Source organism: Candidatus Thiothrix putei, from assembly GCA_029972225.1.
GTDB classification, from domain to species: domain Bacteria; phylum Pseudomonadota; class Gammaproteobacteria; order Thiotrichales; family Thiotrichaceae; genus Thiothrix; species Thiothrix putei.
In genome coordinates, this window is record CP124756.1 from 431,612 (window position 1) to 448,819 (window position 17,208).

Sequence of the window (17,208 nt, forward strand, 5' to 3'; positions counted from 1 at the left end):
TGTTGGGTTGTCGCCAATGCTTGACGAATGGTAAGCGACCATTTCAGCACGTCTAGCCCTCGCGATTTCCACGTCCTAAACTGGTTTCCAACCTGAACAACCGAAGGAAACCTCAATGAAACGCCCTCACCGCCGCGCCAGCGAATGGCAAACCCTCATTAGCCAATGGCAAGCCAGCGGCTTATCCGCCCCGGCATTTTGTGAACAGCACAGTATCGGTTACGCCAGTTTTTGCCAATGGCGGCAGCGTCTACGCTCCGCAGATGGCGTGGAGGAACCAGCCGTTCCCGCCAATACCTTCATCGACTTGGGAGCATTATCGGCGGGTCATGCCGCGCTGGGGCAAGGCTGGCACATTGTGCTGAGTTTGGGGAATGGTGTTGAACTACGCCTGAGCCAACGCTGATGTTTGCCCCCGCAGCCACCGCCCGCATCTGGCTATGCACCCAAGCCACCGACATGCGCAAAAGCTTTACGGGGCTGACCGCTTTGGTGAAAAACCAGTTAGGGCAAAATCCCCTGAGTGGGCATTATTTCGTGTTTGTGAACCTACGTAAAACCCAGATGAAGATCCTCTATTTTGAACCCAGCGGCTATTGCTTATGGAGCCAACGCCTGGAGCAGGGCCAATACCGGGTGCAGCCGACAACCAGCGGGCAGCGCGAACTGACCCGGACGGATTTGCAGTTGATTTTGGCGGGCATTGAGGTGCAAAAATCCAGACAATTCAAGCGTTACCAGTATCCTGTGCAGCCACATTCTGGTACAATAAGCCCATGATTTTAAAGCCATCCACCCCGTCTGACACCAGCGTTCCCATGCCGCCGATTGTGGCGGAAATGCTGGCGTTGCGTGAGGAAAATGCTGCCCTGAAACAGGATATAGCTGAATTGAAACGCCAATTGGCGTGGTTCAGGCAACATGTCTTTGGCAGCAAATCGGAAAAGCGTCCGGTTGAGATACCGGTGGCGCAGTTGCCGTTGTTTGCCCCCGCCGCCGCCCCGGTTGCCGCACCCGAGGGTGAAAGCATTACCGTCACCTACCAACGCGGTAAAGCCCCCAAGCTGCGCCCGGATGACTGCGTGAATGACAGCGGGTTACGCTTTACCGCCGATGTCCCGGTCAAGGTGATTCACCTCACCCCGCCGGAACTTCAGGGGGAAGAGGCTGACCAGTATGAGGTGATCGGCACCCAGGTGACCCATCGGGTGGCGCAACGCCCTGCCAGCTACCTCATCCTGCAATACGAGCGCCCGGTCATCAAACGTAAGGGCAGTGCTTCGGCTTCGCTCAGCAACCCACCACTTCCCAGCCCTGCACCCGCCAACGTGCTGGAACGTAGTGTCACCGATGTCAGCTTTTTGGTGGGGATGTTGGTGGACAAGTTCCAGTACCACCTGCCGTTGTACCGCCAGCACCAACGCCTGACCCAAGCGGGGATCACCCTCAGCCGCACGACGCTGACCAATGCGGTGAAACGTGCCATCGACCTGCTCAAACCCATTGCCGAAGCGCAACTCGCCAGTGTACTGCAAAGCAAGCTGCTGGCGATGGACGAAACCCCCATCAAAGCCAGCCCCGCAGGCAACGGCAAGATGAAGCAAGGCTACTTCTGGCCGCTGTACGGGGATCAGGACGAAATCGTCTTCACCTTCTCCGCCAGCCGTGGGCGGCAACACATTGAAAAGACTCTTCGCCAACAGTTCAGCGGCACACTGCTCAGCGACGGTTACCGTGCTTATGCCAGTTACGTCAACGCCAATGACAAGATTACCCATGCCCAATGCTGGGTACACAGCCGTCGCACCTTCATTGCCGCCGAAACCGCTGAACCACAAGCAGTACGCCAAGCCCTTGACACTATCGCGGCACTCTATCAGCACGAAGCCCAGATTAACGAGAAAAAACTCGACGGGGAAGCCAAACGTACCTACCGCCTCACCCACAGCAAGCCGTTGGTCGACCAGTTCTTTGAATGGTGCCAAACCCAATTACAACGTACCGATTTAATCCCCTCCAACCCGCTGACCAAAGCCCTTGGTTATGTCATCCGCCGCGAACACGAACTGCGCGTGTTTCTGGAAGATCCCGACGTGCCAATGGATACCAACCACATCGAACGCGCCCTGCGGCCCATCCCCATGGGCAGGAAAAACTGGTTGTTCTGCTGGACAGAACTCGGCGCGGAACACGTGGGCATCATCCAAAGCCTGATCACCACCTGCCGCCTGCATGACATTAACCCGTATGTCTATCTGATGGATGTTCTGTTGCGCGTTAGTGAGCATCCCGCTTCTCAGGTGCAAGACCTTACGCCAAGATGTTGGAAACAACGGTTTGCGGATAAGCCATTGCGCTCGGATTTGTTTGCGGATATCAACGACGGGCTAGAATGACCGTTTACGACGAATTGCCTGAAACTCTATCATAAGTTAGTAAAAAATACCCACTAATAACGCCCGCATTCGTGTTTATATGCGTCAACATCAACCTCTTCGACACCCGAAACACGATGTTTACCTTGCAAATTGGGGAGTATGTTCCATAATTTGCAGATGATTACCCGACAGCTATACCCACACCTTGTTGAAAATTTGGCACAATTTCCCGCAGTAGCCTTACTGGGGCCGCGTCAGGCCGGTAAGACAACGCTGGCGGAAGTGCTGTGCGCACAGCGTGAATCCTGCCTTTACCTTGATCTGGAAAGCCCGACTGACCGCAATAAGTTGCTTGATCCTGAAGCCTATTTGAGTCAGCACGAAGACAAGCTGGTGATTCTGGATGAGGTGCAACGTTTGCCAGAACTGTTCCAGCCGTTACGCAGCCTGATTGATCGCGGCAGGAAAAAAGGGCTGGATCACGGACGCTTCTTGTTACTGGGGTCTGCCTCCGGTGATTTGCTGCGGCAATCGGGTGAAAGCCTCGCGGGGCGGATTGCGTATCTGGAATTGCCACCGTTTCAGGTGCTGGAAACACCACCTACCGCGCAGGATGTGCTGTGGGTACGCGGCGGTTTCCCCACCAGTTTTCTGGCAGTGAATGACCGGCAAAGTGTCGTCTGGCGGCAAAACCTGATCAGCACTTACCTTGAACGGGATATTCCTTCTTACGGCACACGCATTCCGGCGGAAACCTTGCAGCGTTTCTGGACAATGCTGGCACACAATCAAGGTGGAATGCTCAACGTGTCGCAGTTGGGTAAAAACCTAATGGTGGATACCAAAACCGTGAGTCGCTATCTCGATTTATTGGTCGATTTGTTGCTGGTAAGACGGGTATTGCCTTGGCATAGCAACGTAGGCAAGCGTTTGGTGAAATCCCCCAAGGTGTATATCCGTGACAGTGGTCTGGTTCATGCCTTGCTGGGTATCCACGATGCCGATACCTTGTTGGGGCATCCCGTGGTGGGTAACAGTTGGGAAGGTTTTTGCATGGAAAACCTGCTGAATGCTGCTCCCTTTAATACCACATCGGGTTTTTACCGCAGCAGTGCGGGGGCAGAAGTTGATCTGTTGCTGGATATTGCTGGGCAAGGTTTGTGGGCGATCGAAATCAAACGCTCTGCCACAGCCAAGCCGCGCCGTGGTTTTTATCAGGCGTGTGAAGACCTGCAACCAGCCAAACGTTTGTTGGTGTATCCGGGCAACGAACGCTACCCGATTGGCGAAGGTGTGGAAGTGGTGGGATTGCGCTTGCTGGCAGAGCAATTGCAGCAGTTAGCGTGATGTTGGGTTAGCCAGTATTTTATTTGCTTGTCATCAACTCAAGCTGCTGCTAACTCCGCGATGAAACGGGTAAATGGCACAATGTTTTGCCCAACACTGGCCTGTTCCAGTGCATCCATGTATTCGTCGCGCTTTGCCAATGGAACAACTGTCCACGGGTAGCCGCCTGCTGCCATCATGAGATTCATCAGGAAACGCCCGCAACGTCCGTTGCCATCCATATACGGGTGGATGTAGACAAAGAAAAAGTGTGACAGCACCACATTCACGACGGGTTCGGGTTCATTTTCCATGAGTTCAAACAAGGCGGGCAGGAGTTCGCGCACCGCTTCGTGGTTGGGTGGGACGTGTTGGGAATGGCGGATGTAAACGGGGTGATTGCGGTAGCCCGCCAAATTGACAGCACTCAGGATACCGGCGGTAACGCTGGGGGCAAACAGTTCCCGATACCACGTATCGAGATCGTGGCTGGCAACTGTACCTGCGTTTTCGCCTTGCAATACTTTAGCAACGCTGTGTTTGACCGCTTGAAAGGCTTGCCAGTAACCGCGTGCCGCCATCGCATCCAGATGTTCGCGGTCGGCGGGGTTGGTTTGCGGATTCCATTGCCCGCTACGTACCTGCTCAATCAGTTGGGTGTTGACCCGATAGCCTTCGATGGAGAGGGAGTTGTAAGCATCGGTCAGGTACACCTCTTCGACGTGTTGCAGGTAGCTTGTCGCATCTGTGACTGGATTGGGGGTAACGTTGAAATGGTCGATGACAGGCTGGCGGTATTGCTGCCACATCATGCGTAAGCGGTTGACATAGGGGGAATGGCTGCGGCTTTGCAAAGGTAACGTCGGCCTATCGGCAAACGGGTCTTGCTCGCTAACGCTGTAACCGGCACTGCGGAGGGTGGCAATCAGATTATCAGCGATGGCATCCCGCCCGATATTGCGGAACGCGCCAACCAAACGCCCCGCCACGACACTATTGCCGCCTTCCAACAAATGCCGTAACAGGTTGGACGCATCGGGCAACATTGCCAATGCTGCCCGCATTTCAATCGGGTTGGCACTGAACTGGCGCGGTAAGCATTGGATGAGTGCCACTTCCAGCCGCATAACACGAATGCCGTCAAGGGTTTGGATGTATGCAGGGGCGGGAATCCCCAAGCGCAAATCCAGCAATGATGTGCCATGCAAGAGTGCTGTCGGCTTATTGCCTGCCTTGGGGGAACGTACCAGCAATTGCCGGGGAATAGTCCAGTTGCCGACGTGCAGACTGATGGATTGTTCTGCGCCCAAACACCATTCAGTGCCGAAGCGGGTATTTAGATAATCGTGACAGAAACCCCAGAATGAAGCGTACCAAGAAGTGCTTTCACCTTGGCGTTCATCCGGGCGGGTGGGGATGAACCAGCCCTTCATGACTTCGCGCAGGAAACCCTGTTGCAGCAGGCGTTCGCGGTGGGTGCGGGTTAGCTCGTTGCTTTGGATGCCAACGCGCTGTTGATCTTGTAGAGCTTTCAAGGCACTCAGGGATTGCGCCAGTTTGTTGGCTGGGGACATGGGGGTACTCGCGGGCTGTGACAGACAATCTTTAGGTTATCATGCTATACCATTGTTAGGTTATTCTGTTGTGCGATCTTTAGGTTATTGTGCTTTTTTCTGTGGGGAATACAGGAATAGCCCATGCTAAACCGGCATATCAGCTACTTTATCGGACAGCATCCGGGGCGGGTGATACAGGGGATTGTGTTGTATGGCGGGGAACGGGTGTTACCGTTTGGGGAAAGTGACGGGGTGAAGTTGTGGGCAGTGCCGTTGGGGATGATGGCATGAAACCGTATGTTTACCTTGCAAATTGGGGAGTATGTTCCATAATTTGCAGATGATTACCCGACAGCTATACCCACACCTTGTTGAAAATTTGGCACAATTTCCCGCAGTAGCCTTACTGGGGCCGCGTCAGGCCGGTAAGACAACGCTGGCGGAAGTGCTGTGCGCACAGCGTGAATCCTGCCTTTACCTTGATCTGGAAAGCCCGACTGACCGCAATAAGTTGCTTGATCCTGAAGCCTATTTGAGTCAGCACGAAGACAAGCTGGTGATTCTGGATGAGGTGCAACGTTTGCCAGAACTGTTCCAGCCGTTACGCAGCCTGATTGATCGCGGCAGGAAAAAAGGGCTGGATCACGGACGCTTCTTGTTACTGGGGTCTGCCTCCGGTGATTTGCTGCGGCAATCGGGTGAAAGCCTCGCGGGGCGGATTGCGTATCTGGAATTGCCACCGTTTCAGGTGCTGGAAACACCACCTACCGCGCAGGATGTGCTGTGGGTACGCGGCGGTTTCCCCACCAGTTTTCTGGCAGTGAATGACCGGCAAAGTGTCGTCTGGCGGCAAAACCTGATCAGCACTTACCTTGAACGGGATATTCCTTCTTACGGCACACGCATTCCGGCGGAAACCTTGCAGCGTTTCTGGACAATGCTGGCACACAATCAAGGTGGAATGCTCAACGTGTCGCAGTTGGGTAAAAACCTAATGGTGGATACCAAAACCGTGAGTCGCTATCTCGATTTATTGGTCGATTTGTTGCTGGTAAGACGGGTATTGCCTTGGCATAGCAACGTAGGCAAGCGTTTGGTGAAATCCCCCAAGGTGTATATCCGTGACAGTGGTCTGGTTCATGCCTTACTGGGTATCCACGATGCCGATATTTTGTTGGGGCATCCGGTGGTGGGTAACAGTTGGGAAGGTTTTTGCATGGAAAACCTGCTGAATGCCGCGCCCTTTAACACCACATCGGGTTTTTACCGCAGCAGTGCGGGGGCAGAAATTGATCTGTTGCTGGATATTGCGGGGCAAGGTTTGTGGGCTGTCGAAATCAAACGCTCTGCCACAGCCAAGCCGCGCCGTGGGTTTTATCAAGCGTGTGATGACCTGCAACCTGCCAAACGTTTGTTGGTGTATCCCGGCAACGAACGCTACCCGATTGGCGAAGGTGTGGAAGTGGTGGGATTGTGCTTGCTGGTGGAGCAATTGCAGCAGTTGGTGTGACTGTGCGGCGATGTGGTGGTATGGGGCGGGGGAACGCCTCAATTTGACGTTCCGGCAGGCATTGTGAGAAAGTAGCAAATACCAGACTTTCTCTGTTTTCCTGCCCCAGGAGATTCCAATGTCGGATAAGAGCGACATTAGCAAACGTCGTCGTCATGCCAGTACAGGCAATGATTCCGTGTTGCTGGCACTCGGCGATCAAATACGCTCAGCCCGCCTCGCTAATACCATGACCCAAGAAGAACTCGCGCTGGTTTCCGGCGTTGGGCGCGAACTGGTGATCCAGCTTGAAAACGGCAAACCGGGCGTGACCTTGGGCAAAGCCTGCCGGGTGCTGGCGGTATTAGGGCTGCAATTGACGGCATTGGAGCGTTGAGCATGTTGCAAGTGTTGTACGCGGATCAAACGGTCGGGCAGTTATGGAGCGAAGCGCGTGAACTGTGTTTCTGTTACGCTGCCAGTTGGGTGCAAGCCTCGCACGCCTTTCCGCTGACACCGCAGTTGCCACTTGGTTTGCAGCCGTTTCGTGGTGACAAGGTGCTATTCTTTTTCAGCAATCTGTTGCCAGAAGGCGCGGTGCTGGATGTGATCCTGAAACTCAAACGCTTGCCGCGTGGTGACGTGTATGCACAATTGGCGGCCTTTGGCGAAGATGCGGCAGGTGCATTTGCGCTAGTGCCGGAAGGTGAAATCCACCAACGCCAAGCGGCGTATCAACCCTACACCACTGAACATATCCGCGCTGATCTGGTGCGACTGAAAGACCATTTACCACTGTTGTTCCAGCATGGCGAATTGCGCCTCTCCTTAGCAGGAGCGCAGGACAAAATTCCGGTGCATTACGCGTCGGGTCAGTTTGGCTTGCCGATGGGGGGAGCGGCTTCAACGCATATTCTCAAACCAACGATTCAACCAGAAAAGTTGTTCCCTGATGCGGTGTTGAATGAAGCGTTTTGCTTGCGATTGGCGCGGCTGAGTGGGCTGGATGCAGTCAAATCGGAAGTCGTGCGCTTACCCGAACCTGTGTTGGTGGTTGAGCGTTACGACCGCATGGTGCAAGCTGGGCAAGTGCAACGTTTGCATCAACTGGATTTTTGCCAGCTTGCCGGAGTGTTGCCAGACCAGAAATACGCTAAAGATGGCAGTCCCAGCTTGGCAGACATTTTCCGCTTAATTGACCAACACGCGGCTGTACCGGGGCGCGACCGTTTGAAGGTGCTGGATTGGGTAGTGTTCAACTACCTGATCGGCAATGCTGATGCACACGCGAAAAATCTGGCGATGTTGTTGATGGCGGGTAACCGTTTGCAGCTTACGCCGCTCTACGACTTGCTGTGTACCACGGTTTATCCGTCACTCGATACCCGCATGGCGATGGCAATTGGTGGTGAGTACCGCCCAGAATGGGTGCAACAACGCCATTGGCAACGCTTTGCTGCCGAAGCAGGCATTAATCCCACCTTATTGCAGAAACGTAGTCTTGCCCTGAGTAAGCGCGTATTGGCGAATATCCAGCCCATTGTTGCTGAATTAGCCGTGGGAAATTGCCCCTTGATTGCAGACATTATCCGCCTTGTTCAGAAACGGTCGGAGTGGTTGGAATCACGCCAGATGGGGTTGTGATAGGAGCTATCGGCTTGGTGTTTGAAGTAGCGGTAGTGCCGTTGGGCATTGATGGTAGGGAGCGGAAAAGCGGTGTAAACCGTTAGACGATTCATAGGTTATTCTGTTGTGCGATCTTTAGGTTATTGTGCTTTTTTCTGCGGCGATTCTGGGTAAACGGTCTGTCGAGACTACTAATTCATTGAGTTTGCGCAGTTTGGTTAGCGAGATTTGAAATTGCCCATTGCTGGGGAGCGTCTTGCCTGCAAACTGTTGCCAGATGAGATGCCCCGACCCGTTAAATATTTCTTCAAACGTACCATCTGCGAGTATTTTGATAATGATGGCATGGGTTGGCTGGCTACGAAATCCTACACTGTCGGCTTGCGTCGCTTTGATTTCGACCTCGCACCCGGATGCGCTAATCGCGTCGTATCCTTTGGGTGAATTCAAGTAATAAGTGCATAACCCACCAACTTTTCGGCCTCTATGCCGGATAGTTCTCGGAACACCTCGTAAGGTGTCTTGAATCCCAGACACTTCCTTGGTCTGTTGTTGAGTTTATGTACAGCCTCCAGTACCTGTCGGGTGGTCACGTCCAATAGCCCCATTGCCTTGGGGAAGTATTGGCGTAACAGCCCATTGGCGTTCTCATTTTGCCCACGCTCCCACGAATGGTAGGGCTTGGCGAAATACGTTTCGCACCCAAGGGCTTGGGCAACTTGCTCATGTTTGGCAAACTCTTTGCCGTTGTCGAAGGTGAGCGTGTGCACCCAATCCTTGAAGCTGTCCAGCAAGGTGATAATGCTGCTGGTTACGGCTTCTGCGGTCTTGTTTGCCACTGGAAAAGCTAGGCGTAGCTTGGATTTGCGTTCATCCAGTGTCACCAGTGCGCCTTGGTGTCCCTTGCCGATCATGGTGTCGGCTTCCCAGTCACCGAGCCGTTCACGCTGGTTGGCTACCGCTGGGCGTTCGTCAATGTCCACTCGGTTGGGGATGCCTTTGACGCTGCCCGTTTTACTGCCGTAACGCTGGCGGTATTTCTTCGTATGGCGGCGCAGGTTCAGGTACAGCTTGCCGCCCGCACGCTTGTCCCTGAGTACATGCTGGTAGATGGCTTCATGGCAAATATACTTTGCCCGTGAATAGCTGTTGAATAATGAGAAGCCCTCAAGCAAAGTACGGCTGTTATTGGCAACCGGTCGTCCTTTCCATGATCCAGATAGACTTCAGCGAATCCGATCAAACCGCCTTGAATGAGGGGCGTTACCGCCATGCCCACCCTCGCGTCCGCCAACGGATGGAAGTGTTGTGGCTAAAAAGCCAGGGAATGGCGCATGGGGACATTGAACGGCTGGCACAGGTGAGTTCAACGACGGTCACCCGTTATTTGAAACGTTACCAACAAGGTGGGATCGCTGCCTTGGAACAACTGGATTTCCGTCGCCCAACCCGCCGGTTGGAACCTTTCCGTGAGCCCCTGAAGAAACATTTTGAGAAGCATCCACCGACCCGGATCAGTCAGGCGATCGCTGATATACAGCGCTTAACCGGCCTTGAACTCAAGCGGGAAGCCGTGCGGCTATTCCTGCATGACTTGGGTTTGTCCGTCAGGAAGGTGGGGATGATACCGGCGAAAGCCGACCCTGCTGCCCAGGAGACTTTTAAAAAAAGAGCTGGAGCCGCGTCTTGAGGAGGCCAAGGCCGGAAAACGCGCCGTTTTCTTTGTCGACGCCGCCCATTTTGTCCTGGCCCCGTTTCTGGGGTTCCTGTGGTGTTTCACCCGGCTGTTCATCCGCGCCCCTGCCGGACGCCAGCGCTACAATGTCCTCGGTGCGTTGAATGCAGTCACCCATGAACTGGTCACCGTGACCAATGACAGTTATACCTTACAGCGTCAAGACCTGAACATTTTTAAAGGTTTGAAAATTTGTTGTCATCAACTGGGTCAGTTCTTTCTTGTGATCGGTATCCAGCTTGTCGAGACAGTTGGTGATGGCCGCCTTGAAAGCGGGAAACTTATCATAGTATTTCGAGTACAAGCATTTTTTCTTGACGAACTTCCACAACCGTTCAATCAGATTGAGGTTGGGTGAATAGGTCGGTAAAAATAATAGTTCAATATTGAGCCTTTTCGCACAGGCAAACACGGCTTCACAGCGTTGATACTTGGCATTATCCAAGACCAAAGTGATCGGTATTTTGAGTGCTAACGCTGCAATTTTTTCCAATAATTCACACACGCTGTTAGCGTTGATATAGGAGTCGTTAGTGATCGTGATGAGTTGTAGCGTTATCGCATTGAGTGCGCCCAATACGTTGTAGCGTTGTCGACCACAGGGGGCTTTGATGAATACGCGGGAAAATGACCACAAAAACCCCAGAAACGGTGCTAACACGAAGTGGGCGGCATCGACAAAAAAAGGGCGCGTTTGCCCTCCTTAGCCTCCTGAATGCGCGGTTTTAGTTCATTTTCCAGGAACTTTTCTTGTGCTTCCACATCAGCTTTGGCGGGTATCATCCCCACTTTATGGATGTCCATCCCTATTTTCTTCATAAAGACACGTACCCTGTCCTCACTGCGTTTGATGCCTGTCAGCTCCTCAATCTTAGCGGCTGCCGCCTTGCTGGTTGCGGGGGGATATTCACGAAAATAGGCTTCAATCTTGTCTTTATATGCCATCAAATCACTCTGTGGTTTATTGAATCGTATTTCTTTAAGAGCTTCTAAACCGTTAGGTTGTAGGTAGGCGTTTAGGTAGGCAAGCAGCGTGGCTTCTGTAATCCTTTCCAATCGTTTGATTTCCTTATGCGTCAACTGTTGGGATTTCAGGTACAGCACGGACATTTTCTTACGGACTCTGGGATGAGGATGGCGCTCCTTCCAGTAGAACAGCTCCGCTATCTCATCCTCAGTGAAAGTGATTTTTAATGTCATACATTACTCATGGCTGCTTTTGTTACCAGTCATCTAACCATATTTCCTTGATCAAAAAAACTATTTTATGGCACGGACTGGTATACATCAACTCCCAAAGTGTTTGTCAGTTGCTTCGGCAAATCAAGGCATTGGCCCTGGATGTCCCGGTGACCTTGGTGATGGACAATGCCCGTTACCAGCGCTGTAGCCTGGTACAAACATTCGCCCAAACACTCGGGATCGAACTGTTGTTCCTACCCGCTTATTCCCCCAACCTGAACCTGATTGAGCGCCTGTGGAAGTTTGTGAAGAAGGAATGCCTGTATTCACGTTACCATGAAAACTTTACCGCGTTTGCGCAGGCCATTGATGCCTGTTTGGCACAAACCCACACTACGCATAAAAAAGCCTTGGACTCCTTGCTGACTCTCAACTTTCAGACCTTTGAGGAATCTGCAATTATGGGCGGTTGAAGTATAGTCGTTTTGCCTTCCGCTTTCAGTCGACCGCTGATCTGCTCAGGACTCCATTGTTGTTCCAGCAGCGTATCAATGCTGACCGCCAGTTCCGGGGTCAACTTGACCGCTTTGGGCTTGTCCGCATGGCGTTGTTGCGCTTTGGTGTGCGCTTGCTTGTGCCGATAGCCGCGTTGCCCTCGGTTGCGGGTCAGTTCACGACTGATCGTCGATTGACTGCGCCCCAAGGTTAACGCGATTGTTGCCGTCGATTCCTTCATCTTGTGCCGGGTTTCGATATAATGCCTCTCCTCAGAGGTAAGGTGTGTGTAAGCCATGAAGCTCTCCTGTCAGTGGTTTTTCGGGATGCTTTTTACCACATTTTGCCTCTGACCTGATAAGGAAAATCGCATCCCGTCTTGATTAACAGGCTATGCACTTATGATACGAATTCGCCGTCTGGTATTTCAGTCAGTTGAGCAATAACAGGAGTTTCATTTTCTGGAATAACAAATAACAGCCATTCAGTTGCAACACTGGATGCGCCAGTATTCCAAATTTTGGCGTTTATCCCTATTCCTGTCCAGACTCCTCGCATGTCTGTTGCGTCTGGGTCGAAGACACCAGCCCCTATCATTGATATACCTTACAGCGTCAAGACCTGAACATTTTTAAAGGTTTGAAAATTTGTTGTCATCAACTGGGTCAGTTCTTTCTTGTGATCGGTATCCAGCTTGTCGAGACAGTTGGTGATGGCCACCTTGAAAGCGGGAAACTTATCATAGTATTTCGAGTACAAGCATTTTTTCTTGACGAACTTCCACAACCGTTCAATCAGATTGAGGTTGGGTGAATAGGTCGGTAAAAATAATAGTTCAATATTGAGCCTTTTCGCACAGGCAAACACGGCTTCACAGCGTTGATACTTGGCATTATCCAAGACCAAAGTGATCGGTATTTTGAGTGCTAACGCTGCAATTTTTTCCAATAATTCACACACGCTGTTAGCGTTGATATAGGAGTCGTTAGTGATCGTGATGAGTTGTAGCGTTATCGCATTGAGTGCGCCCAATACGTTGTAGCGTTGTCGACCACAGGGGGCTTTGATGAATACGCGGGAAAATGACCACAAAAACCCCAGAAACGGTGCTAACACGAAGTGGGCGGCATCGACAAAAAAAGGGCGCGTTTGCCCTCCTTAGCCTCCTGAATGCGCGGTTTTAGTTCATTTTCCAGGAACTTTTCTTGTGCTTCCACATCAGCTTTGGCGGGTATCATCCCCACTTTACGGATGTCCATCCCTATTTTCTTCATAAAGACACGTACCCTGTCCTCACTGCGTTTGATGCCTGTCAGCTCCTCAATCTTAGCGGCTGCCGCCTTGCTGGTTGCGGGGGGATATTCACGAAAATAGGCTTCAATCTTGTCTTTATATGCCATCAAATCACTCTGTGGTTTATTGAATCGTATTTCTTTAAGAGCTTCTAAACCGTTAGGTTGTAGGTAGGCGTTTAGGTAGGCAAGCAGCGTGGCTTCTGTAATCCTTTCCAATCGTTTGATTTCCTTATGCGTCAACTGTTGGGATTTCAGGTACAGCACGGACATTTTCTTACGGACTCTGGGATGAGGATGGCGCTCCTTCCAGTAGAACAGCTCCGCTATCTCATCCTCAGTGAAAGTGATTTTTAATGTCATACATTACTCATGGCTGCTTTTGTTACCAGTCATCTAACCATATTTCCCTGATCAAAAAAACTATTTTATGGCACGGACTGGTATAGCATCAGATTGGGCTGCTGTGAAAGTTGTGTCTCTGAAGCACTCCTTTTGTTGGATATGAGCAATCCTATTGCTAATCCAAGCAAAAATATGCCGAATCCAACTCCAGTGAAAGTTACCCATGCAGGTATTAGAGGAAACCTTGTTGGGGCAATACTCCAAAGCCCAAAAACAATGGTGAGAGCTAACCCAGATACCCCAATGGCTCTGTCTATCATTGAAAATTTCCCAATTTGGCAGTCGATTGCCAAAGATTATAGCGTCAAAGGTTAGCATTATGGAGAGCTTTTATCGGTAGCTTCTATTATGAAAATTACCTGCATCAACCTAACCCAACCGCTAAAATCCCCCCATGAACCTCAACCTCTTCAACACCCCGCCCGAACCGTGGACTGAACCCTTAAGCCCCGGTGCGCTGGTATTGCGCCAATACGCCACCGCCCACACCGACCGCTTGCTGACAGGCATCCACGCCATTGCTGCCCAAGCCCCGTTCCGGCAGATGCAAACGCCCGGCGGCTATACGATGTCGGTGGCGATGACCAATTGCGGCACGGCGGGTTGGATCACCGACCGCAAAGGCTACCGCTACAGCACCATCGACCCGCTGAGTGGGCAAGCGTGGCCTGCGCTGCCAGCGGATTTCCGCAGCCTGGCGCAAGCCGCAGCACTGGCGGCAGGTTTCCCCGCATTCCAGCCGGATGCTTGCCTGATCAACCGCTATCCGGTGGGCGCAAAAATGGCACTGCATCAAGATCGCGACGAACGCGACCTGACCGCGCCGATTGTGTCGGTGTCGTTGGGTTTGCCTGCAACGTTTTTGTGGGGCGGATTGCAGCGCAATGACAAGGCGGCGAAAGTGCCATTGCTGCACGGCGATGTAGTGGTGTGGGGCGGGGCAGCGCGGTTGGTGTTTCACGGCATTGCGCCACTGAAGGCGGGGCAACATCCGCTGCTGGGTGAGGCGCGTATCAACCTGACGTTTCGGCAAGCGTTGTGACAACAACATTGCCCTTTTTGCGCCCGCTATCCACATAACGATGCGCTGCTACGATCTGCTCGAATGGAAAACACCGGTCAATAACCGGGCGATATTTCCCTTTCAATGCCAAATCCGCGAGAAAACTTAATGCCTTAGCATCACCAAATGCTACCCCGGTAATAAGCCTTTTGTTGCCTGTCATCGCCCCCCACGGGATTGCCAGCATCTCCGGCAAACTCGCTGCCACCAGCACAAGACGGCCTCCGGCCTTGAGTGCAGCTTTACAGTGGGCGTATGACACGTTGCCCGTGGTGTCGAGGATGACATGGTACGTTGTATTCTGCTGGGTGAAATCTTCTTGCGTATAATCAATTACATGATCAACACCGAGTGATTTCACCAAGGCCAGATTGGTGGTGCTGCATACGCCCGTGACTTCAGCGCCAAAGTGTTTTGCCAGTTGTACCGCAGCCGTGCCTACACCACCGGAAGCGCCATTGATGAGTATTTTGTCTCCGCTTTGCAGCTTGGCTTTGCGGAGGAAGTGCAAGGCAGTCGTTCCGCCAAACGACAGGGCGGCAGCCTCTGCAAAGCTGAGGTTAGCGGGCTTGCGTACTATTGCGCCCTTTTCGGGCAGGCAGGTGTATTCTGCGTAACAGCCCATGCGGGTATCGGTGAAAGCAAACACGGGATCGCCTACCTGAAATCGGCTGACGTTTGCACCGATGGCGGCAACTGTCCCGGCAAGCTCGCTTCCCAAAATGGCTTGTCTAGGGCGGTTAATGCCCAGTGCCAAACGCATCAACAGCCGGAAACCTTTGGGAGTATTAAGGCCGCGTACCCGGCAATCCGCTGACGTGACCGTTGTGGTGTGTATTTTGATCAGAATTTCATTGTCTTTCGGAACAGGTTTTTCCACATGCTGCCATTGCAGGACTTCGGGGGAACCGTATTGCTTGCACACTATCGCTTTCATGCGTTGCCTTCCGGGAATGAAAAGTTGACCACTTCCACTCGCTCGCCATCCGTGACCAGCAGCCATGCAACAAGGTTTTTCAGCGCAGCAATTTCCGGCAGTTGCAAATAGCCTTGCACCTGCTCGATACCTTCCTGCTTTTTGGCTGCCCAACCCGCTGCCTTATCGCTTTTCTTGCTGTATTTCAGTTCGATCAAATGCTGGTGCGGCACTGCGATGGGGTTGCGTTCCAGCAGCAAAATGTCGGGGTAACGGCGGTTGAGTTCACGTTCGCTTTGCACGAAATAGATTTGTGTCTGATACAACAGCGTCAGCAGCAGCACCTTGACGTGCTTTTCATCCATCCCCATCGCATCACGGTTGGAAAGCAGTTGCAAGGCACGCACCATTTCATCCATCAAGGGCTGGATGTTGGCGTACAGCGCCAGCTTTTCCACCGCCAGCCGCAATGCCTGATTGGGGATGCTGATCTGGTTGCGGCGTTCCAGTTCCACCTTGAAATAATGGAAGTAAAACTCGCGGATGGCGTAATTGGGAATGACGAATGTTTCACCCGCCAAGGTTTTGCGTTCCAGCGTGACAAAGCCCATATACGCCAGCAGGCTGATGAAATCGTCACGATCAAAACCTTTGTCGAATTCAAACTTACGGCGTTGCAATGCGGTCACTGCCTCGGTATTGATCAGCTCATCCAGCACCGCAAAATTCACGTCGCGGTTGCCAATGCTGAACATGCCCATGATTTTGCCGTAATCGGAGGCAATGTTTTCATCCATCATTGGGTCGGGGTATTCACAGTTGCGCAGATCAAAATTCTTCACGAAATACAGCACCATATTGGCGTTGTAGACCGTTTCAGGGGCTTTGATGTTGAAACGGTAGCCGTTGTACCAGCGGGTGACGTCCGCCAGTAACTGTTCCAACGCCACCGGGCAACTGTCTGCCAACGGTTGCAGCAAATTGCTGACTTCCGTTTTGGTAAAACCAATCGCTTCGTTGAAACCTTCATGCAGCGAGAGATTTTGCCCGATATTAAAACCGCTGGTCATGCTATCCAGCATAATGGGGGTAACGCCGGTGACGAACAGCCGATCCAGCGTGCCGCGTTGCGTGGCGGTTTTGAGCGTTTCGTAAAAGCTGCGCACAAAGCCGCCTTTGCCCATGACCCGCAAGAACAGTTTCATATCAGCAGCCAGAATGCTGTTAGCAAAATGGTCGTATTCGTCGATCAGCAGCAACAGCTTTTGCCCGGACATCGCATCCATGAAATATTCCATCTTGGCTGCGGGAGAGTTTTTTTCAGTGACCTTGGTTTGTATTTCGGTCGCGTGACCATACCGCAGCAAAAAACTCAGGAGGTAAGTGTCCAGTTTGTCATTGATACGTTGCAAAATGGCATCATGCCCTGCATCGGTATCAATGCCGCTGAAATCCATAAACAGCACCTGATAGCTGTTGTGCAACGGGGTGGGATTTTGCCCAATAGCCAAGCGACCAAACAGGGTATCGAATTCATCCCGATACGCCACGTCGTAATAATATTCGAGCATCGATAAAAACAGGCTTTTACCGAAACGGCGCGGGCGCAGCAGAAACAAGTATTTGCCTGCTTCTTCCAACTGGGTAATGGTCGCAGTCTTATCGACATAAACATAACCACCGCTGATGACGGTTTTGAAATTGCTTTCGCCGTAGGGGATTTTCATGCCGTTATTATCCTTCGG

The 17,208-nt window shown here is 52.2% G+C and carries 18 protein-coding genes and 4 pseudogenes; 12 read left to right on the forward strand and 10 right to left on the reverse strand.

Annotation, left to right across the window (positions count from 1 at the left end; translation table 11 throughout):
- Window positions 1-115 precede the first annotated feature (115 nt).
- From QJT81_02220 to QJT81_02235, 4 genes and pseudogenes are all read left to right on the forward strand, one after another.
- On the forward strand, window positions 116-406 hold the full coding sequence (locus QJT81_02220; GenBank protein ID WGZ94828.1) for an IS66 family insertion sequence element accessory protein TnpB: 291 nt from the start codon (window positions 116-118) through the stop codon (window positions 404-406).
- The gene (tnpB, locus tag QJT81_02225; GenBank protein WGZ94829.1) at window positions 406-780 is read left to right on the forward strand and encodes an IS66 family insertion sequence element accessory protein TnpB; all 375 of its coding nucleotides are present in this window, start codon (window positions 406-408) and stop codon (window positions 778-780) included. The genes QJT81_02220 and tnpB overlap by 1 nt, the downstream gene beginning before the upstream one ends.
- 77 nt (window positions 781-857) lie before the next feature.
- Window positions 858-2,396 (forward strand): annotated as a pseudogene (locus tag QJT81_02230) (IS66 family transposase).
- A 141-nt stretch (window positions 2,397-2,537) separates the two neighbouring features.
- Window positions 2,538-3,725 (forward strand): ATP-binding protein, encoded by a 1,188-nt coding sequence (locus tag QJT81_02235; GenBank protein WGZ94830.1) that lies wholly within the window; start codon window positions 2,538-2,540, stop codon window positions 3,723-3,725.
- Window positions 3,726-3,763: 38 nt separating this feature from the next.
- Here QJT81_02235 and QJT81_02240 read toward each other — a convergent pair whose 3' ends face one another.
- Complete coding sequence (locus QJT81_02240; protein ID WGZ94831.1) at window positions 3,764-5,278, reverse strand: Fic family protein; 1,515 nt, start codon at window positions 5,276-5,278, stop codon at window positions 3,764-3,766.
- 123 nt (window positions 5,279-5,401) lie between these two features.
- Here QJT81_02240 and QJT81_02245 point away from each other — a divergent pair, with 123 nt between their 5' ends.
- The 4 genes from QJT81_02245 (at window position 5,402) to QJT81_02260 (ending at window position 8,393) form a co-directional block, all read left to right on the forward strand.
- Window positions 5,402-5,551, forward strand: a complete 150-nt coding sequence (locus QJT81_02245) for a hypothetical protein (protein ID WGZ94832.1) — start codon at window positions 5,402-5,404, stop codon at window positions 5,549-5,551.
- A gap of 31 nt (window positions 5,552-5,582) precedes the next feature.
- Window positions 5,583-6,770, forward strand: a complete 1,188-nt coding sequence (locus QJT81_02250) for an ATP-binding protein (GenBank protein WGZ94833.1) — start codon at window positions 5,583-5,585, stop codon at window positions 6,768-6,770.
- A gap of 118 nt (window positions 6,771-6,888) precedes the next feature.
- Window positions 6,889-7,146, forward strand: coding sequence for a helix-turn-helix domain-containing protein (locus QJT81_02255; GenBank protein ID WGZ94834.1), 258 nt, complete (start codon window positions 6,889-6,891; stop codon window positions 7,144-7,146).
- Between the two features lie 2 nt (window positions 7,147-7,148).
- On the forward strand, window positions 7,149-8,393 hold the full coding sequence (locus QJT81_02260) for a type II toxin-antitoxin system HipA family toxin (GenBank protein WGZ94835.1): 1,245 nt from the start codon (window positions 7,149-7,151) through the stop codon (window positions 8,391-8,393).
- A gap of 117 nt (window positions 8,394-8,510) precedes the next feature.
- On the opposite strand, the gene QJT81_02265 is transcribed toward QJT81_02260, so the two are convergent.
- Both QJT81_02265 and QJT81_02270 read right to left on the reverse strand, forming a co-directional pair.
- On the reverse strand, window positions 8,511-8,825 hold the full coding sequence (locus tag QJT81_02265; protein ID WGZ94836.1) for a hypothetical protein: 315 nt from the start codon (window positions 8,823-8,825) through the stop codon (window positions 8,511-8,513).
- Window positions 8,822-9,550, reverse strand: coding sequence for an IS30 family transposase (locus tag QJT81_02270; GenBank protein ID WGZ94837.1), 729 nt, complete (start codon window positions 9,548-9,550; stop codon window positions 8,822-8,824). The genes QJT81_02265 and QJT81_02270 overlap by 4 nt, the downstream gene beginning before the upstream one ends.
- 35 nt (window positions 9,551-9,585) lie before the next feature.
- Here QJT81_02270 and QJT81_02275 point away from each other — a divergent pair, with 35 nt between their 5' ends.
- Window positions 9,586-10,065 carry a winged helix-turn-helix domain-containing protein gene (locus QJT81_02275; GenBank protein WGZ94838.1) on the forward strand — a complete coding sequence of 160 codons (480 nt, stop codon included), beginning with the start codon at window positions 9,586-9,588 and terminating at the stop codon, window positions 10,063-10,065.
- Here QJT81_02275 and QJT81_02280 read toward each other — a convergent pair.
- Both QJT81_02280 and QJT81_02285 read right to left on the reverse strand, forming a co-directional pair.
- Window positions 10,037-10,228 (reverse strand): hypothetical protein, encoded by a 192-nt coding sequence (locus QJT81_02280; GenBank protein ID WGZ94839.1) that lies wholly within the window; start codon window positions 10,226-10,228, stop codon window positions 10,037-10,039. The genes QJT81_02275 and QJT81_02280 overlap by 29 nt on opposite strands.
- 33 nt (window positions 10,229-10,261) lie before the next feature.
- Window positions 10,262-11,310: pseudogene (locus QJT81_02285) on the reverse strand (IS630 family transposase).
- Between the two features lie 83 nt (window positions 11,311-11,393).
- Here QJT81_02285 and QJT81_02290 point away from each other — a divergent pair.
- A pseudogene (locus QJT81_02290) lies at window positions 11,394-11,765 on the forward strand (transposase).
- Here QJT81_02290 and QJT81_02295 read toward each other — a convergent pair.
- The 3 genes and pseudogenes from QJT81_02295 to QJT81_02305 form a co-directional block, all read right to left on the reverse strand.
- On the reverse strand, window positions 11,729-12,085 hold the full coding sequence (locus tag QJT81_02295) for a helix-turn-helix domain-containing protein (protein WGZ94840.1): 357 nt from the start codon (window positions 12,083-12,085) through the stop codon (window positions 11,729-11,731). The pseudogene QJT81_02290 and the gene QJT81_02295 overlap by 37 nt on opposite strands.
- A gap of 101 nt (window positions 12,086-12,186) precedes the next feature.
- A complete protein-coding gene (locus QJT81_02300) occupies window positions 12,187-12,384 on the reverse strand; it encodes a hypothetical protein (GenBank protein ID WGZ94841.1) in 198 nt (65 codons plus the stop codon).
- 9 nt (window positions 12,385-12,393) lie between these two features.
- A pseudogene (locus QJT81_02305) lies at window positions 12,394-13,442 on the reverse strand (IS630 family transposase).
- Window positions 13,443-13,574: 132 nt separating this feature from the next.
- Here QJT81_02305 and QJT81_02310 point away from each other — a divergent pair.
- Both QJT81_02310 and alkB read left to right on the forward strand, forming a co-directional pair.
- Window positions 13,575-13,799, forward strand: coding sequence for a hypothetical protein (locus QJT81_02310; protein ID WGZ94842.1), 225 nt, complete (start codon window positions 13,575-13,577; stop codon window positions 13,797-13,799).
- A 79-nt stretch (window positions 13,800-13,878) separates the two neighbouring features.
- Window positions 13,879-14,526 (forward strand): DNA oxidative demethylase AlkB, encoded by a 648-nt coding sequence (gene alkB / locus QJT81_02315; GenBank protein WGZ94843.1) that lies wholly within the window; start codon window positions 13,879-13,881, stop codon window positions 14,524-14,526.
- Here the strand turns inward: alkB and QJT81_02320 are convergent.
- Together QJT81_02320 and QJT81_02325 are read right to left on the reverse strand one after the other, a co-directional pair.
- Window positions 14,498-15,484 carry an NAD(P)-dependent alcohol dehydrogenase gene (locus QJT81_02320; GenBank protein ID WGZ94844.1) on the reverse strand — a complete coding sequence of 329 codons (987 nt, stop codon included), beginning with the start codon at window positions 15,482-15,484 and terminating at the stop codon, window positions 14,498-14,500. The two genes, alkB and QJT81_02320, sit on opposite strands and share 29 nt — an antisense overlap.
- A complete protein-coding gene (locus tag QJT81_02325) occupies window positions 15,481-17,190 on the reverse strand; it encodes an AAA family ATPase (protein WGZ94845.1) in 1,710 nt (569 codons plus the stop codon). Before QJT81_02325 ends, QJT81_02320 begins: the two co-directional genes overlap by 4 nt.
- Window positions 17,191-17,208: the final 18 nt, after the last annotated feature.

What these genes read in the sequence shown, in the direction of transcription:
- QJT81_02220 (WGZ94828.1), top strand. Translation starts at nt 116, where the DNA reads ATGAAACGCCCTCACCGCCGCGCCAGCGAATGGCAAACCCTCATTAGC.
- tnpB (WGZ94829.1), top strand. Translation starts at nt 406, where the DNA reads ATGTTTGCCCCCGCAGCCACCGCCCGCATCTGGCTATGCACCCAAGCC.
- QJT81_02235 (WGZ94830.1), top strand. Translation starts at nt 2,538, where the DNA reads ATGTTCCATAATTTGCAGATGATTACCCGACAGCTATACCCACACCTT.
- QJT81_02240 (WGZ94831.1), bottom strand. Translation starts at nt 5,278, where the DNA reads ATGTCCCCAGCCAACAAACTGGCGCAATCCCTGAGTGCCTTGAAAGCT.
- QJT81_02245 (WGZ94832.1), top strand. Translation starts at nt 5,402, where the DNA reads ATGCTAAACCGGCATATCAGCTACTTTATCGGACAGCATCCGGGGCGG.
- QJT81_02250 (WGZ94833.1), top strand. Translation starts at nt 5,583, where the DNA reads ATGTTCCATAATTTGCAGATGATTACCCGACAGCTATACCCACACCTT.
- QJT81_02255 (WGZ94834.1), top strand. Translation starts at nt 6,889, where the DNA reads ATGTCGGATAAGAGCGACATTAGCAAACGTCGTCGTCATGCCAGTACA.
- QJT81_02260 (WGZ94835.1), top strand. Translation starts at nt 7,149, where the DNA reads ATGTTGCAAGTGTTGTACGCGGATCAAACGGTCGGGCAGTTATGGAGC.
- QJT81_02275 (WGZ94838.1), top strand. Translation starts at nt 9,586, where the DNA reads ATGATCCAGATAGACTTCAGCGAATCCGATCAAACCGCCTTGAATGAG.
- QJT81_02280 (WGZ94839.1), bottom strand. Translation starts at nt 10,228, where the DNA reads ATGGGTGACTGCATTCAACGCACCGAGGACATTGTAGCGCTGGCGTCC.
- QJT81_02295 (WGZ94840.1), bottom strand. Translation starts at nt 12,085, where the DNA reads ATGGCTTACACACACCTTACCTCTGAGGAGAGGCATTATATCGAAACC.
- QJT81_02300 (WGZ94841.1), bottom strand. Translation starts at nt 12,384, where the DNA reads ATGATAGGGGCTGGTGTCTTCGACCCAGACGCAACAGACATGCGAGGA.
- alkB (WGZ94843.1), top strand. Translation starts at nt 13,879, where the DNA reads ATGAACCTCAACCTCTTCAACACCCCGCCCGAACCGTGGACTGAACCC.
- QJT81_02320 (WGZ94844.1), bottom strand. Translation starts at nt 15,484, where the DNA reads ATGAAAGCGATAGTGTGCAAGCAATACGGTTCCCCCGAAGTCCTGCAA.
- QJT81_02325 (WGZ94845.1), bottom strand. Translation starts at nt 17,190, where the DNA reads ATGAAAATCCCCTACGGCGAAAGCAATTTCAAAACCGTCATCAGCGGT.